General features: G+C 46.9%; 10 protein-coding genes. 8 read left to right on the forward strand and 2 right to left on the reverse strand.

Annotated elements, in window-relative coordinates; translation table 11 throughout:
- Nucleotides 1-268 precede the first annotated feature (268 nt).
- Together AAHF22_RS13315 and AAHF22_RS13320 are read right to left on the reverse strand one after the other, a co-directional pair.
- Complete coding sequence (locus AAHF22_RS13315) at nucleotides 269-2803, reverse strand: glycoside hydrolase family 88/105 protein (protein WP_347325507.1); 2535 nt, start codon at nucleotides 2801-2803, stop codon at nucleotides 269-271.
- Nucleotides 2804-3093: 290 nt separating this feature from the next.
- Nucleotides 3094-3984 carry a LysR family transcriptional regulator gene (locus AAHF22_RS13320; protein ID WP_347325508.1) on the reverse strand — a complete coding sequence of 297 codons (891 nt, stop codon included), beginning with the start codon at nucleotides 3982-3984 and terminating at the stop codon, nucleotides 3094-3096.
- 332 nt (nucleotides 3985-4316) lie between these two features.
- Here AAHF22_RS13320 and AAHF22_RS13325 point away from each other — a divergent pair, with 332 nt between their 5' ends.
- The 8 genes from AAHF22_RS13325 (at nucleotide 4317) to AAHF22_RS13360 (ending at nucleotide 17913) form a co-directional block, all read left to right on the forward strand.
- Entirely contained in the window at nucleotides 4317-5327 is a 1011-nt protein-coding gene (locus AAHF22_RS13325; RefSeq protein WP_347325610.1) for a DMT family transporter, read from the forward strand.
- A 195-nt stretch (nucleotides 5328-5522) separates the two neighbouring features.
- Nucleotides 5523-5819: a hypothetical protein gene (locus AAHF22_RS13330; RefSeq protein ID WP_347325509.1), complete on the forward strand. Its 297-nt coding sequence runs from the start codon at nucleotides 5523-5525 to the stop codon at nucleotides 5817-5819.
- 564 nt (nucleotides 5820-6383) lie between these two features.
- Nucleotides 6384-7619: an ABC transporter ATP-binding protein gene (locus tag AAHF22_RS13335; RefSeq protein ID WP_347325510.1), complete on the forward strand. Its 1236-nt coding sequence runs from the start codon at nucleotides 6384-6386 to the stop codon at nucleotides 7617-7619.
- A complete protein-coding gene (locus tag AAHF22_RS13340) occupies nucleotides 7619-8338 on the forward strand; it encodes an ABC transporter permease subunit (RefSeq protein WP_347325511.1) in 720 nt (239 codons plus the stop codon). Before AAHF22_RS13335 ends, AAHF22_RS13340 begins: the two co-directional genes overlap by 1 nt.
- 5 nt (nucleotides 8339-8343) lie before the next feature.
- On the forward strand, nucleotides 8344-9753 hold the full coding sequence (locus tag AAHF22_RS13345) for a GldG family protein (RefSeq protein ID WP_347325512.1): 1410 nt from the start codon (nucleotides 8344-8346) through the stop codon (nucleotides 9751-9753).
- A 56-nt stretch (nucleotides 9754-9809) separates the two neighbouring features.
- Nucleotides 9810-10994, forward strand: a complete 1185-nt coding sequence (locus AAHF22_RS13350; RefSeq protein ID WP_347325513.1) for a DUF4340 domain-containing protein — start codon at nucleotides 9810-9812, stop codon at nucleotides 10992-10994.
- Between the two features lie 715 nt (nucleotides 10995-11709).
- Nucleotides 11710-12324: a hypothetical protein gene (locus tag AAHF22_RS13355; protein ID WP_347325514.1), complete on the forward strand. Its 615-nt coding sequence runs from the start codon at nucleotides 11710-11712 to the stop codon at nucleotides 12322-12324.
- Between the two features lie 57 nt (nucleotides 12325-12381).
- Nucleotides 12382-17913: an RHS repeat domain-containing protein gene (locus AAHF22_RS13360; RefSeq protein WP_347325515.1), complete on the forward strand. Its 5532-nt coding sequence runs from the start codon at nucleotides 12382-12384 to the stop codon at nucleotides 17911-17913.
- The last annotated feature ends 2 nt before the right edge of the window (nucleotides 17914-17915 follow it).

Raw genomic sequence — 17915 nt, forward strand, 5'->3', positions numbered from 1 at the left:
GAAATCGCTTACAAATAATATTGTATCCGGTCGAGCCTGGGGATGACATAAACAAAAGTAAGCTATCCTGTTAAAAAAGTAAGCATTTGTTTGGAGATGATTTTTGGATGCAGTGAGGAAAAGATGTACTGCTTGCCTCTAGTGTGTGCTGGAAATAGGAGAGGTTGCACGCTTGGCGGCAACCTCTGTTTGAGCTGGCTTATGATGAAGTGAGCATAGCATGGATCGTTACAGTCCAATCATAGATCGTTATAGTAAAACGATAAGCTTACGACAATACGCCGTCAGACACGGCGATTTTTTGACCGAGGTGTTGTTTCATACGGGCGACCTCGGTACCGGCTAACATCATGATGCCGATGCCGTGGTTATCGTTAGTCACAGTGCGCAAATCCTGATCGTAGTATTCAGCGGTAAACGCGTAACGAGAGCCGCTGCATACGCCATGCACATTGCCCTGGCGGTCGATCGCAAGCCTTGTGAGTGCGTTCCATGCTTTGCGAGCGGCAGCAGCGTAGCGATCCGGTTGTCGTAGCCAGCCCATCCGTACACCGCGGGCGAAGCCGTAGGCGAACATGGCGGTGCAAGACGCTTCCTCGTAGGTGCCTGGCTCGTTCAGTACCTGATGCCACAGCCCACTACTGCTTTGCAGAGCAGCATAGCCTTCGCATAGCTCGTTGAAAAAGTCGACTAGTGCGGCACGCTGCTGGTGCTGTTCAGGCAAGGCTTCCAGCACCTCAGACAGTGAGAATAGTGTCCAGCCATTACCACGTCCCCACGGAATTTGAGTCGCCTGACCGTATTTGAAATCGTACACATGCGACATGATCTGGTATTCTGGGATAAACAGATACTTGCGGAACAGCAAAAATTGACGAGCCGCTTCATCCAGTGCAGCCGGGTGATTGCGTATTCTTGCATAACGCACAAGGAACGGTGTGCTCATATACAGATCGTCTGCCCACATCGTATTGGCAGCATATTCGCCGGCACATGTACGGTAAAAAGCACCATCAGGCTGGCGTTCCAGACGATTGAGCATAAAGTCAGCAATTCGATCAGCGATGTCCAAAAATGTAGGTTCATGGCATTCTTCATAGGCTTCCAGCATGGCAGAACCAAAAGAGCCACAGTTGTCGAGCATTTTCAACATGACGAGTTGCTGATTGATCGAAGGGAACCCATATTGATCACGATCCCAGAGTGAATAGTGATACATTGTCGTACATGCCTGTACATGCTCGGCGGCATACTGGGTAATGTCCTGACGCTGTAGATAACGTCCTGTTTGGAGCAGACCGTATACGGTGACGCCAAGCGGATAGTCCCAGCGTCCATAGTTAGTCACCTGTCCGACTGTCCATTTGTTGCTGAGCATCGCATTTTCATAATACGGACGAATCCACGTATCCGGGCGATCAAGCCGCCAGTACGTGTGTGAAACGGATGGAGTGGATATCTGTGCTGATGATGCTAGCTTCGTTCCGTCCCTTTCGTTTGTAAGTGTCGTTGTGTCGGTCGCATACAGTCGATTCATCGTGTACATATGCGCAGGATCGGGTACGCTACCGGCAGCAAATGGACCGGCATACAGCCAGCTCTGATCATACGCACCACGGATGCGCCACGGCAATTCCTGAGCTAACGAATGATCACCACATGTTGCCTGCACAGTATAATCCCATGAAGAGCCATCTGCTGTACATTCACTGTATACGAGCAGATCATTTGGACCAAAATCCGCTTCCACATCGACTGCAAACGAACCGGCTTCTGTCAGCGTTACGACAAGCTGTTGCTGTAACCAGATACGCAGTGGGCCATGACTATGACCCTTCAGTCGAATCATTGATTGCTCTGTATCTTCCTGCTGGATACGTGTCCAGGCATACGCGCTGTAACCGGAACGTTTGCCATACATTCTTTCCAGAGAGGGCAATTGTTGCTGCTCATCTGACCATGTTGGGCTTGGCAACCAGGCGATACCGCTCTGTGGCTCACTTCCTAGCAATGCAGCATGAAGCTGCTCAATACGATCCGGTCGCTGTAGATGTGTCTGCTGAGACGTGGCGTCTGTAGGATGAAGGGAAGCAACAGCGATGTTTTGATCCATTGCGTGCTTATCGATCGTCTGCTCAGGTATAGCCTTCTCATGCAAAGTATTTACTATAGAGGGAGCTGCTTTTGTGTCGGCGCTTACATTTAACGATGTAGCGAACGAAGCTAATCCGCTTCCTTTGCTCGTCGTGTCTCGATGCAGCAGTGGTGAGTACACCCAGCCAGCCTGACCTTCACGCTCACCGAACGGAGCGAGCACATTCAGAATCCGTACCTTGCCTTCATCCGCACCAAGCTGACAGCCGAATCCGGCTGGTGTGTAACGACATTCCAGCAGCATCGTATTCCAGCCTGGCTGAATATCGATCGGCAGCTTCACCTCAGCGTGCTGAGCCAGCTCGTCAATAACGGTAGAACGGTAGATTAGCTCGCCATTAAAATAAAGTCGCACCGGTCCATCGCACCGTACAAGCAGATCCAAATTCCGCTGCTCATCCCCCCAAACTAATCCGGCAGCCCATACATAATCTCCTTTTACCGCTTCTGGAAAGCGCTTACCAAAATCGAATGTATACAAGCCTTCCGCATTTTGCAAAATACCGGAACGCTGAAAAGCACGATATACAAAATCCGCCTGCGCATTGGCTCCGATATAACGTTCAGCCAGTACTTTCAGCACCTGGGATTGATCTTCACCAAAACGATAATGCATACTTTGCGGTTCATCAAAATAACGGGTTACCACGGGGCTTCACTTTCCTTTCACAATCTAAAATGGAGTCTGTGTCATACGGATGGAGGTGTAGGTTCACGATGCTAATCTGTAGTTCATCATAAGCACAGAAGAGTAAGTTTTGCTAAAGTGTTGGATAAGTATTGAGGTTTATTTATTCAAGTATACCTGACAGAGCGGGTGGATGCTACGGTTTTTTGATTGCGTTTACATATGTAGAGCTATCGAACAGTTGTATATGTGCTCGATAGTGTTTGTATAGCTGTAAGCTGCTTTGATTGTGGGCGATATGGGTTGATGTGTTACTTTGTGTGGAGTGCTAATTCTGGCACAAATAGTTCCTGAGCTGTACGGATGAACAACTTTGTTGCCAGTGACGCCTGTTCGATGGAAGGTGCGGCAATACCAATCTGTCGATGAATGATCGGGTAGACAGGTGTCACCGTTAATTCATGTGGGAACATCGACAATGCCAGATCTGAGACGATGCCAATGCCAAGCCCCTGACGTACCATCTGTACGAGTGTGCTCACATTGTGCGTCGTAAAGCGAATATGCAGCTCACTTTTTTCCCGTTCAAATGCATCCAGTATAGCTACCTCATGACCACCTTTACACAAAATCATATCCTGACCATGCAAATGGCGAATCGTAATCTGCTCCTGTTGTTGCAAGGGATGCTGATTCGGTAACAGCAACACCATCTGATCGCTGTATAGCGGCAATGTCTCCACGAGTGGATCAGGCAGCAAAATAATACCTGCATCAATCCGCCGGCTATGCACCCATTCCTTCACATCATTCGTAGAGCCTTCATGCAGATCAAACACGAGATTGGGATATTGCTGCTGAATCTGCTGAATAACAGGCGGCAAAAAGTATGCAGACGCAGACGGAAAGGCGCCGACGGTAATCGTACCGATATCCAGTCCTTTTTCAGCGGCAACCTGTTGCTCCACACGATTCATACTTTGTAATATACTTCGAAATTCACGTACAACGCGTTGCCCGATATCGGTGAGCAAAACGCCCTTTTTACGATCACGTAGCAGCAGTTTCACATCCAGTTCATTTTCAATGCTGGCAATGGCATGACTGACCGCTGGCTGGGTCATATGTAGCTCTTGAGCAGCCTGTGTAAAATTCAACGTCTCTGCAACACGTACAAAAATCAATATCTGTGTGATTGTCATAACTAAAAAGTTATCTCCTTCATGAAAAATATTCATTTTATTTATGATAGCAGAAGTTATACGCTAGAGCTATCCAATAGATCAAAATGAACATATAGATAGGAGAGCACGCTATGAATTCATATCGATCCGGTAATGACCGGAATCATGATATACATGCCGAGAGTGATCGAGCATTACAGTTTGATGAAGCTTCACAGCCTATGCAGTCAGATCAAGTGGAACAAGCTCGAACAATATCAACGGCCGCACAGACGGATAAGCAACAGCATCAGAAACAGCAGACGCAACATGCAGGTCAAGTCAGACAGAAGTTGAAGCAAGTGCATCAGATCAATCCAAGCAAACGGGGCGCACAAGAGAAACAAGAGAAACAAGAGAAACAAGCCAAACTTACTCCACTCACTACGTTACTACTTGTACTATTTCTCGTTACGATCTGGGGCATTAACTGGCCGCTGACCAAGCTAGCGTTACCATCGGTACCACCGATCTTATTTTCCGGACTGCGTACATTTATTGGTGGTTTGCTGTTACTGACGATTGCCTGGCGTAGCCGCTCTGCATTACAGTGGAAGCGTAACTGGCGTGTATATGTCATACTGGCGATTTTTAATATTATCGGATACTATGGCTTGCAGACGATTGGGATCGGTTATTTGCCAGCAGGTTTATTTTCAACGATCGTGTTTTTACAGCCTGTACTGCTCGGCTTGTTCTCATGGCTATGGCTGGGCGAAAATATGACGATATTGAAGGCAACCGGTTTATTATTCGGTTTTGCCGGTGTAGCAGTCATTAGCTCTGGCGGTTTGGAAGGGCATCTGTCTCCACTCGGTATCATACTGGCGATTGCGTCTGCTTTATGCTGGGCAATCGGTACGATTTGCATGAAAAAACATAGCACCCGCATCGATTCACTCTGGGCGCTAACCGTGCAGCTACTGCTGGGTGGGATCGTTTTACTGGCAGTGGGTAGCGGCACCGAAAGCTGGTCGGATATTCATTGGAGTGTGTCGTTCGTAGAGATTTTAGTATTCATTTCAGTGTTCGTCATCGCTGGTGGCTGGCTCGTCTACTTCAAGCTGCTGAACAGCGGCGAAGCCAGTACGGTCGGTTCGTACACATTTGCCATTCCGGTGCTGTCGAATATATTTAGCATTTTCATGCTGGGCGAGCTAGTAACGGCCACGCTGTTTGCTGGCTTGATTATGATTGCGATCGGGATTGGATTGGTGAACAAAAAGCGTAAAGGGCAGCGCAATATTCAGTCGGACGAGTATAGAGAACGAATGGTAGTTACTTGCTCTAGCACAACAGCACAATCTAATTGTCGTTCATGAGTAGAAAAGAAGTTTTACTTCTTGATACCAGAATAAAATTATACGCCTAAAACTAAACAGATAAAACCAAGTACCATTCATCACAGTTTTTGCAAAAGTACAATTTTTTTGATATATAAACTATAAGAAACGAATTGTTAGAGAATCAACTTAACGTAGTAACCCCTAACCGCCAGACCAATAATGAGGTGATGAATGATGATCCAAGCGATCAAAAACATAGATCGGAAAACGATGGATAAATGGCAGATCGTTACGCTGATTTTCTTTGTGCTTGGTCTGCTAGTCCTCAGTTATATTGGTGGTAACTTGAAATTGATTAGCTTTTCAACAGGAGTTCTTCTATTAGCACTTGTCTATCTGCCCAATCTACTTGTATCCATTGGCATCTACATTCAAGGTGATAGAAATGAAAAACAATATTACCGGATTCAACTTCTATTAGCTGCGATCTTTTATACTTTTGTCTTATTCTGGCGTATGTCTCACTAATTCATGTATGCGAGAATAGTAATAAAAATATGGAGTATCGATATGATTTTCGTGTCGATCTGTCCAGCAGATAGTTCTCTGTGCACAGCTCATCTGTACGATATGCGCTGGCGCTGCGATAGGAGATGAACAATTGCTGAATATGCAATTATACAAACGCTGGACGTACCAGAATGTGAATGGATATGCGCTCTCATCAATACATGAAATGCCTACAACCCACAGGTATGCTCTCCCCTGTGGGTTGTAGGCGTTTTTTGCATCGTACGAATGAACTATAGATCAATGAGACAAATAGCAGTATGTTGACCAACTCCAATTCCAAGTTTACTCTAATGCATCCTACGAAATATATGCTCATTCCATCCATAATAAAAGAAACAGTAAAAGAATCAGCTAGTTTTCACACAGAATCCCTTTTAAGCTTTCCTTTATTCTATTTTAAGCTGTTTTTATAGTTTGTCGGATATAGTAAAATAGGTTTTTGGAACCTATCCATGTCCCGGTGTATGAACGGTTAAGCAGGATTCATCCGGGCAGGAACTGGCAGGAGGGGAAATAACGATGCTTCAAGTCCAGCAAGTCAGCAAACATTTTGATCGGCGACGCAGTGTGGACGGAATTAATTTTGAGATGGAACGTGGGGAAATCGTTGGTTTTCTCGGTCCGAATGGAGCGGGTAAGACGACGACGATGCGTATGATTACGGGCTATTTAACGCCAACTTCAGGACAAATCTGGCTCGATGGATTGCCGATGCACGAGCCATCCCGTAAGGCACGTGGCAAAATTGGCTATTTACCGGAAACGCCACCCTTATATCCGGACATGACCGTCATGTCCTATTTGCGCTTTGTTGCAGATTTACGCGATGTGCCGGCACGTCAGCAAAAGCTGCGTATGAGCGAAATGATCGACCGCCTCGGTTTACAGGGACGCGAGCGACAAATTGTCCGTTCGCTGTCCAAAGGATACAAGCAGCGGCTCGGTCTGGCACAGGCGATTATTCATAAGCCAGATCTGCTCGTGCTGGATGAGCCGACATCTGGACTTGATCCGAGTCAGATCGTAGAGATTCGGCAATTGATCCGTGAGCTGGGCGAACAGCATACCGTGCTGCTAAGCACACACATTTTGCAGGAAGTGAGTACATTATGCAGTCGTGTGCTCATTATTAATGAAGGCAAGCTCGTTGCGGATGGACCATCTCAGCAGCTTGATCGTAGCTTGAACGATAAGTTCCAGGTTGCGCTGGAAGTTAAAGCACGTCCCGCTGCATTGCATACGCTGCTCGATTCGTGGAGCTGGGCGGAAACGAATTACGTACTGGCTGAGCCGGATGAGCAGCAGGAGCAATTGATTCGTGTGCGTCTGCAAGGCGAAGATGGGACAGACTTCCGCGAACGTCTGTCATTAGCACTTGGTGAAGCGCGCATTCCAATATTGGAACTGCGCAGAGAGAGCATGAGTCTGGAAGATGTGTTCTTGAAATTGACGAGCGAATCCGTGGCAGAGCCTACGAGCGTCGATGTATCTTCGTCTGACCAACTAGCGTTGAAGCAAGAAGCAGCGATATCCTCCGCAACAGACGAAACGCTCCATTCAGTGATCATCACAGAGCAAGAAGCAGGTGCAAACAGCAAAGCAAAAGCGAATACCAACGCCAAGTCCAATGTAGATGCGACAAAAGAAACGAAGGAAACGGTATCCTCAGCCTCGTCTGACCTATCGAATACCACGACAACGCCTGGCTCCGATACGACTTCTACCAAAATGAAAGATAAGGAGGATCGCGCCTGATGAAACGAATGTGGGCGATTTGCTCCAAAGAGCTACAATTGTACTTTTTTAATCCGACCTCTTATTTTGCGATAGCGGTGTATGTCCTGTTATCCAGCATTATGTTTTATGTGAGCTTTGTTGTGTACCAGCCGAGCATTATCGACTATCGCCTTGTACTCGGCGATACGATGTTCATGCTGCTGATCGTCATTCCACTGCTCACGATGCGACTCATGTCAGAGGAATTTCGCCAGGGCACAGATGAGCTATTGCTCACCTCACCAGTGACTGCAACCGAGATCGTGCTGGGCAAATATCTCGCTTCACTCGGACTATTGGTCGTATTGCTGTTATGTAATATGGTATATCCGCTAACCATGTCCTTTTTTGGCAAGCTGGATGTGACGTTATTGCTCTTATCTGTGCTGGGTGTATTTCTACTCGGTGCCGCGATGATGGCGATTGGACTGTTCGCATCAAGCTTATCGCAGCACCAGATGGTGTCGGCAGTAATCGCCTTTGTCATTTTGCTGATGTTATGGCTAATGGATTCATTCGCCTCCGGTGCAACGGGTTCCAGCTTACAGCAATGGCTATCTCCATTTTCATTATCCGGTCGCCTGAACAATCTGATCAAAGGCGTGCTGCATGGCCCAGATCTGTTGTATTACATCACACTGGCTGCGTTATTTCTCGTCCTTAGCATCCAGATTGTGGAACGGAAGCGGTGGAGGTAATGAAAATGGGCAAATGGATTTCTCGTACAAACGCCACCGTCATCTCGATTGCGGCGATTGGCATTTTTATCGTATTGACGCTATTTCTCAATTCACTCGGTTCCTTTCAAGTCGATCTGACGAAAAATCGGCAAAATACATTGTCCGATCAGACGATTAGTACACTGAAAGCGATCAACGAACCGGTAGAAGCAATGGTATTCATCAATCCGCAGGATGCACAGGTGTACACACGCGAAGTGACCGACCTGCTACAGGAATATCATAAAATTAACAACAAGCTGGAGGTCAAACAATACGATCTGCTGCAAAATCCCGAACTGGCGCGCCAATATGGCGTAACCGAGAGTACGGTCGTACTCAAACAAGGTGAACGCACTAAAGCGATCCAGATTTACAATATGTTCACCAGCCCGGATCAACAGGACGGACAGGATGCGTCCACCGCTGCCAGCTCGTATCAGTTTAGCGGTGAACAGAAGTTAACGTCTGGTTTGTTGTCGCTCACATCGAGTAAGACATACAAAGCGTATTTGCTCAATGGACATAACGAATTCGATGTGTCCACGCTGAGCTTACTGGCGCAGCAATTAGGTGAGGAAAATATCAATGTGTCCGAACTATCACTCGCACAGCAAGGGGCTGTTCCGGCAGATGCAAGCGTGCTAATGATCGTCGCCCCGCAGACCGATCTGAGCGATGCCGAGACAAAGGTCATTCGCCAGTATATGGACAAGGGCGGCAAGCTGTTCCTGTCACTTGGCTTTAACGAAAAGGCAAAGACGGCCTGGAAAAACCTTGACTTGCTAATGAGCGACTACGGGATTACCGATACCCATGCTGTAGCCGTCGAGCCAAAAGGACAATCGCTGTATGATCCGCTGACAATCGTGCCGGAATATGGAAGCCATGAAATTACAGATAAGCTGGCAGCAAGCCATCTGTATACGATCATGTCTCTCTCGATTGCACTCAAGCAGGAAGCGAAGCAGGGATTGACCGTGACGCCGCTATTAACGACAACAGCGAATAGCTATGGTGAAATGAATCTAAGCGGTCTGCTTGAATCGAAGACCGAACGGGATAATAACGATCTGGCAGGACCATTTGATCTAGGCTTTGCCGTAGGCAGTTCAGATGGCAAGCCGAAAGCCGTTGTGCTGGGCGGTTCCACCTTTATGATGAATCAGTCGATCCAGCAGCAGGGCAATCTGGACTTTGCTGTGAATAGCATCAATTATCTGGTCGGTAACGACAGTCAGGTCACAATTCGTCCGAAAATGGAAGATCAATACCAGACCGCAACACTGACGCTGCCACAGGCGCGTGCAATTCTCATCTCCACCGTGATCGTCTTCCCATTGCTGTTTGTAGCCGCAGGAATATTCCTATGGTGGAGACGCCGCCGTGCGTAAAATGTGGATAGATCATGTGCTTTATGCATGCGGAGCGCTTGAAAGGAGAGAGCGGAATGGTTAAAAAGCTACTGCCTTCGATCATCCTGCTGCTGGTGCTGGCAGGTGGTGTCGGTTATGCGTATTCGCAACACTTTTTTCAGAAAAAAGATGAGGCTGCACCGGTGGAAGCTAAACTGTTGACGCTCAACACAGACGAGCTACAGCAGATTGCGATTCGTCCGTCTACAACGGATACAGATCGGGAGGCTGCGGTTGCTAGTACGGGTGAAGAGTCAGCAGATACTAACAACAGTACAGGTTCTGCTAGTACCGGCAATAATAAAAGTTCTATTAGTGCTAGTAATAGTAAAGGTTCTGCCCATACCGACAGTAAAGCAAGTGAACAAGATGGTAAATCAGGCACTGCTGATGCAAGTGCCGATGAAACAGATCCCGTCACACTTGTGCGTCAAAATAACGAGTGGCAGATCACCGAGCCAGCGGCGTATCCGGCAAATACGTATATGATCGCAGACTGGTTGGATACGTTGCAGTCCGCAACTATCCACAGCACCATCGATGCTTCGCCGACAGATGTATCCAAATACGGCATACAGGCGAATCAGCCGAGTATCGTATTAACGACAACGAACGGTCAAAAGTTCTCGATCTCACTCGGCAGCGAAACGCCGGAGCGTGATTACAATTACGCCCGAGTGAACGATGGCCCTATTGTGCAAATTGCCGCACAGACGATCAATGATCTGTCCGATGCGACCGCATTCCATTTTATCGATACGACACCATTCGGCTGGGACGATCAGCAGCTGAGTAAGCTCGTCTGGAAGGGCAGCACACCGACAGCCGAATGGACACTGACCCATCAACTATCGAGCGGGGGCGATCCGAACCAGGATAAATGGAGCCTGAACGATCATACGATCACCCCATCACAAGCAGGTTCGATCACCGATGCAATCAAAAACATCCCTACCGATGAAGTACCTGTAGCCGCAGACCAGGTTAAAGGCTACAAGCAAGTGCTGACACTGGAGATGCAACTGATGGACAAGAGCGGTCACGACAAAGGCTCAGGCAGCACATCCAGCCAATTACAATATACCGGCTGGCAAGCACCGGATGACAAAACCTATATCTGGATTGTTGAGCCGACTGGAAAATGGGCGTATCGGTTGCCGGCGGATAGTATTCGCACGGCAGCGAAGACAGCGACAGAAGTTTGGAGTGGGAAAGATTGATGGAAGTAGATGGTGGAAAAGAATCGACAGGGGATTTAAAGCGTGTCGATTCGCATGTTAAATAGACAAATTGTTTATTATTTATGGATGTTTTGAACGAGTAAGGATAGCGAATAAAGTAGTTCGATTTGCAGTAACGATTGTGTTTTGAGGATCCCCTTTGTAGCAAACAGTGGAGAAGCTATCATTTGGCAATGGTAACTCGACACTGAGCGCTGGAGGGGATTTTTCTTTTGTGGATTTGTGCATATGAAAATGAAGTGAACGATCATAATCGAAAGGTATAATCTGAGCAAAATAATAAATTTTAGTTAGGTAAATTAATTACTTTCATTTTTGAAAACACCCGATATAATCATATTATTAATAATATGTCTATATAACAATACACATTAAGAAAAAATAGCCATATTATCACATTTATAATTCGCACAACAACGAATTTATGATATCGGCGGTGAATTTTAGCAGTTTAAGACTACATAGATTTTAAGAACTGTTAGAAATTTCTCTGTTTTTGCTTGCTAATTGAGTACGAATTTAGACAAGAGGAATCTGTAAATTGATGAAAATAAGAAACTCGTACATCAAAGCGACTATTTTTCAAAAAATCATCTTCATTTTATGCTTATTGCTTATAGTTATGCCAACTATATCAGCCGCAGCAGCTACGCAGCGTGTCTATCAGTATAACGAAAATGGGCGCTTGATGATCATGTATATCGCGACACAAAAAACAACGTATGCGTATGATAAAAACGGTAATCTGGTTAGCAAACAGGTGGAGCAGGGGGATTATAACAGTGTAGTGAACCTCAATGCGCCACCGCCGCCAGCTCCCGAACCTACGCCGACACCAGAGCCGACTCCAACTCCTGAACCAGCACCTGATCCTACACTGGTTCCGCCACCTACACCGATACCCACCGAATCCGGTTTGCCAATCCGTTATACCCTTGATCAAGTAAATGGGAACTATAATCAATCGGGATATGGGAACTTTACCTTTTCGGGATGGTATTTAGATCCGGCCGGTATTCAAAAAGTTGAAGTTTACGTCGACGGTACTTATCTTGGACGTGCTGTTATGGGCGGTTCCCGAGAAGATGTGTATAAAGTATATCCAGCCTACAACAATCATGTGGCAGGTTTTTATACAAATTCAATAGAGTTAACGACACCAGGTGTACCGCGCAGGGAAAAGAATCGAAAGGGCAGAAAAGAGATTGTACCCGGTCAATATGTATACGGACTAGAAATACGAATTACGAATAAAGCGAATGTAGCTACTTCGCTGTATAACACGATCACCATTATTCGAGGAAGCTAAAAAACATCATCTACTAATGCAAGCATGAAAGAGATTCTACTTAAAGGGGATATCCACGTGTCTTCATATCCAAAACGTTTAGCACGTACATTATTGCTGTGGAGTTTAGCAGTTCTGCTTGTACTCAATATGAGTATAGCACCTATTTCAGCCGCAGCGCAGCCTTCTAAGAGTCAGACCAAAGAAACACTAAGCTCGATTCAACCACCAAGTAAAGGTGCACCTGCTCCAGATGTCGAGCCTGACGCATGGACAACCGTTGCCAAAAGTGTCTATAAAGACGTCTACGAAGCACCCGATCCTCAGATGCAACTACTGGAGGATAAGATCGTGGATTTGGATCAGTCTCATTCGGATCCAAGTCCGTCCGTATTTTCTACATTCGCTCAAGAGGACGAAGAAGTTCCACCTACAAATTCGGATGAAGAAGCGACCACCCAATTGGGCGAGCAAGGCATCTATCGGCTCCTCCAACAAGGCGCCGAGCCACTGGATATTTACTGGATCGAATATTTAATGCGCCTGAGTGGACAGACTGGGGACGAACTGTGGCAGGAACATCAGCAGAGCCACACGAAATGGAAGGATCTCGAAAAGAAATACATCGCATCTCCCGCTTCGGTAACGGGGGATGTGTATCTCCCTGCTACTCACCAGAACGAACATCTGCTGAACGCTAGATCGGCAGTGGAACATTCACTGTATCAAGCGACCTTTTCAGCAGCGAAATTGAACGGCAGTAAATCCGCCTCGCTGTCTGCTTCACTGAGCAGTGCCTTAGACGATAGCGATTATGCTCAAAAAATTAGCGATCTGGGCAAGCAAGAATATGCCGAACGAACCGGCAATACTGAAAATATTAGTAGCTCCACGGGTAGCTTATCCTGGAGTGCGAATCAAATCCACTTGCCCGGACGAGATGGCATGGATTTGGATATTGGGATCACGTATGATTCTTCCGACACTTCCCCGTATATGCGCAAGTCTACACCTAAACGAACGGCATATCTGCTTAAGCGTAGCTACATGTACGAGCGCAATGATTTAGGGATGGGCTGGTCGTTCCAAATCCCATCCGTTGAAGGTGGCGGTATAAATTGTAACGTCAACCCCACGGTGTATCATTCGGGCACCGGACAGAGCTATAACGTTAATACAGGCGGGAACGCCAATGACTTCATCGTTCAAAAGGAAAGTGGCATACAGCTCACTTTTGTCCGAGCCATTCCACAAGATCAACAGTTTAGCAACGGTGACGTTAACGCTTGTTTTATGATGAAGCATCCAGATGGAGAAAAAGAATACTTCTCTTCGTTTGGTTTGATGATCGGAAAAGTGGATCGCTATGGTAATACACTGACCTACCATTACCAGGAACGTAAAGTAAACTCGGATGTGACTGCGGGCTGGGGCGCTTTCGTACCATCGTATATCACGGATACATTAGGACGTAAAGTCACATTTGATTACGAAACGACCTTGAATCAAGGAGACGAGTTCCAAGGCGAACGCATTACCGTCACCGTCCTGAATCCACAAGGACAACCGCAGCAAAAAGTCGTCTACACCAAAAGCCGTGTCAAACTCCTGCAAAATGGACAGGATCAAGGCTATATTCCGCTCTTACATAGCATTACGAACAATGCACAGGAAACCCAAACGTTTGACTACGATCCCGTACAAGCGCAGCTGCGATACAAAAGCGCAGATAACTATATCTCAGATCCGGGTTTCTTATTAACTACCGTCACCTCGACACGTTCAGCAACACATTACGACTATGAACAAACTGACCGTATCGAAGGACGAGGTGGAGACGGTAAAGAATACCGTATTCATTCGCGTTATGATACACCATTGCTTGCAGATAATAGCATAGGCGCAATCATGAACCGAGTGGATTATACGTATGATGGCGATTATACCAAAGCCTCGATCGTTTACAATAATGTCGGTACACCTACACCTGAAGTGTACCGTTATTCTCAAACCGCCCATATTAAAAGCACCACGGCGTCCGGTGAGAAAACGATCACGCATCTGTATAACGGCTTACATCAGGTACTGAGTACAGAAACTCGCACAGCCAGTGGTGAAGTTAGTACAACGAACAATCAGAGTTTTGACAAAGTGTACTTTTATAATCCGACAAAAATCCAGAGCATTACCCAAGATAGTAACGGTACTGTGACCCGTTACAAAGATATCGCCTATGCCGACTGGGGAGGCACCCAGAAAGAAACCGATGATCTGATCACGGATGATTATAATAACGCCGATACGAAAGCAAGACATACGGTTTCTTACGCCTATGACTCCACGTATCATCAAGTGACGGACAAAGATTGGTATCGAAATGGAGGTCCTGCGGTAACGGAAAAGTATGTGTATAACGGTAATGGACGCCTGCAAAGCTTCACCAACGCTTTAGGCGAAACGACCACCTACACCTATGATGCCTCACCATCGAATAGCAACCAGATCCAACGCATGACCGAGCAAAAATCAATACGCAGTGGAGTCACCTCCAGCGTAACGACCACCTATGGAGCCGATTACAGCTATGCCTATCCTACCGAGCAAACGAGCACGTTTACGAATGCGGATCAAAGCAAACGTACCGTTCGCCAAACGATGACCTATGATCCCGGCACGGGTCTGCTCACGAGCCAAACCGACAGCGATGGCAACAAGACCACCACATCGTACGATGCACTCGGTCGCCCCATCAAAGTGACGCAGCCTTCCATGACGAATCTGGACGGCACGGTTTACGGCATCGAAGATCAATACGCCTACACGAACCGTGTCTACAGTACCGGAGCGGATCCCACCAATGCAGGCATACTCACATTACGTGTAGACAGCATCCGCCAATACACAAACAAAGCCACCGGTGCCGTTACCGTTCTCAACCGTCAAGCTGCGTATTACGATGGCTTCGGCTTCCTGCGTGTGATGGAAACGTACAACGACACCAACGGCTGGACACGCTCTCAGTACCATCCCGACGATTTGGGACGCGCCGTCTATGCGGTTGATACACTCGGTAACACGCAAACGGCAGCCTACAACGCCTGGGATCAGCAAACCGAATTTACCGATGCGGAAGGCAATCTATACATCACGAAGCCGCTGCTCACCCAGCAGCAGACACAGAATTATACGATTGCGGCTGCAAACGTAGGTTCGTATCGCTCGAATCCAGACAATACGAGCATTCGCTTGAATCTGCTGGAACAAAACTTTGACGCTTATGGTCACAAGATCAAAGTGGTCGCGTACAAAGACGGCGCAGCCAGTCACAGCCAACCGATTCAGGAAAGCTACACGTATGATCTGGTCGGCAACGTGCTGACGTATACCGATCCAAATGGCAACCAGAATGGGAAAGGGGTCACTACCGCTTACACCTATGATGCACTGAATCGTCTAACCGGTGTACAAGATGCCCTTGACCAGACGAGCAGTTACACGTATGACGGTGGCGGCGGACTGACCAGCGTCATCATCAGCAATGCAAGCGGTAAGAGTGAGACGCTGTACACCAAGAATTACAATGAACAAGGTCTACTGACCGACAAAGCCGACAGTACTAGTAATCACACGCAAATGAACTACAATGCACGCGGTCTCACAGAGCAAACGATAGATCGCAACGGAACAAGTGCAACCTACACTTACGACGAGCGCGGACAACAGACCAGCGCGACGTTGAAGGCAGCCAGCAGTAACACACTCACCAGTGGCACGATGCAAGTCAAAAGTATTTTCGGTTCCGGTGGTAATATCCTAACGGATCGTCACGAGCTGTACATCAATGATGCCAAAGTCGCGACACAGACGAGCACAAGTGATAAACTGGATCGCGTCACAAGTTTGTCGTCCAGCGCTACCGACTATGCTGCCCGTCTGGATGCCAGCTATGATCCATTAGATCGTGTAGCCAGCCAGACCAGCACGCTCAATGGAACGAGCTTCCTGACAAACTATGGCTATGACCAATCTCGTCTGACCCAGATCCAAACCAATGGAGCACAGGCAAGAACGACAGCAGCCACCGCGAATGTAAATTATGCCTATACGTCATTGGGTCAGGTACAGCGAATTACCTTTCCTACCTTGTCTGATGGAACGACGCTGCAAGAAAACATGACGTATGATCCGATGAATCGCTTGACTCGTGTGAGCAATACGAAAGGCGAGAGTACGTTGTCCGTATACAGCTACCAGTACGACAACAACGGTAATATTACTTCGGTCACCGAACAGGTCAAAGACGGTACACCGCAAACCTCGACGTACAGCTATGACAAGCTCAGTCGCTTGGCAGGTGTGAAGCGTGCGGACGGTACTGAAACGTCATATAGCTACGACCTGCGCGGTAATCGCCTGACGCAAAACGATACACGTGACCTGCCCGATGAGAAAGCAGCGAATTACCGCTATGATCTGCAAAATACACTGATCTCGGTAACGAAAGATAGTGTGAAGACGGTACTCGATTACTTGCCCGATGGTCTGCGCTGGAAGAAAACGAATGGCAGTAAGGTGACGCAATATAGCTACAATGGAGCCAATCAGGTGATTGGAGATCAGACGAGTAATGGCACAATCTCCAGCTATATTCGTGGTGACCGTGTACTGGTGAAAAAGGATCTGACGAATCAGAAGGATTACTATTACCTGTACAATGGACATGGCGATGTCGTGCAGATGGTAGGCACGGACGGTAGTCTGGTGAATAGCTACCAGTATGATGAGTGGGGGAATCTGACGCAGCAGAAAGAAGCGGTCGCGAATGAGTTCAAGTATGCGGGTGAGACGTATGATGCGGAAACCGGATTGTATTATCTGAAGGCGCGGTATTATGATCCGAATGTGGGACGGTTTTTGAATGAGGATACGTATGAGGGACAGATTGATAATCCGCTCGTCTATACTGATCCAAGCGGACATTCTGTTGATCCCGGACCGAGTGAGGAATCCAATATTGGTGGTTCACCTATTGGAGACGCTAATGTTAGTGGTGCTAGAGGTGTAGGGAATGGCGAAGGTTTTGGAGAAGGAAATGGGAAAGCTGCTACTACATCTAATGAAAGCAACAAGGTAGCAGAGGACAAAGTAGAAAAAAGTGATGCGGTTGCAGAAGCAGCGGATAGTGCGACAAATTCGAATGAGTTGCAGAAACAGCAGTTGGATCAGCATAATGAGAAGCGTATAAAAGATTCTATTGAAAAACTTACTAGGGATGAAGCAAGACAAATTGCTTCAAATTTATTAAAGGATGGAGAGATAAGTTTATCTGATTTAGAATCTCTTATTCCAGAAGGTGTTCCGAATACTTTTGTTAGTACTGATTCTATTACAGATGGAGCAAAGTATCAGTATTCTCTAGAAGATGGCCAAAGGGTTACTATTCGATGGCATTCACCAGATTCTAATGCGGAAATTAAATATCCCGGATCTGCTTCAGGGAGTCGTTGGACTGCACAAATAAAGATTGGAAATAAACAATTGAAAAGCGATGGTACTTGGACCAAAAATCATTCTCTAAATGAGTCTCATATTCCAATAAAGGGGAAATAAAG

Origin of the sequence: Paenibacillus wenxiniae, from assembly GCF_039822605.1 — a bacterium.
Lineage (GTDB): Bacteria > Bacillota > Bacilli > Paenibacillales > Paenibacillaceae > Saccharibacillus > Saccharibacillus wenxiniae.

What these genes read in the sequence shown, in the direction of transcription:
- AAHF22_RS13335 (WP_347325510.1), top strand. Translation starts at nt 6,384, where the DNA reads ATGCTTCAAGTCCAGCAAGTCAGCAAACATTTTGATCGGCGACGCAGT.
- AAHF22_RS13320 (WP_347325508.1), bottom strand. Translation starts at nt 3,984, where the DNA reads ATGACAATCACACAGATATTGATTTTTGTACGTGTTGCAGAGACGTTG.
- AAHF22_RS13350 (WP_347325513.1), top strand. Translation starts at nt 9,810, where the DNA reads ATGGTTAAAAAGCTACTGCCTTCGATCATCCTGCTGCTGGTGCTGGCA.
- AAHF22_RS13345 (WP_347325512.1), top strand. Translation starts at nt 8,344, where the DNA reads ATGGGCAAATGGATTTCTCGTACAAACGCCACCGTCATCTCGATTGCG.
- AAHF22_RS13340 (WP_347325511.1), top strand. Translation starts at nt 7,619, where the DNA reads ATGAAACGAATGTGGGCGATTTGCTCCAAAGAGCTACAATTGTACTTT.
- AAHF22_RS13330 (WP_347325509.1), top strand. Translation starts at nt 5,523, where the DNA reads ATGATGATCCAAGCGATCAAAAACATAGATCGGAAAACGATGGATAAA.
- AAHF22_RS13355 (WP_347325514.1), top strand. Translation starts at nt 11,710, where the DNA reads ATGTATATCGCGACACAAAAAACAACGTATGCGTATGATAAAAACGGT.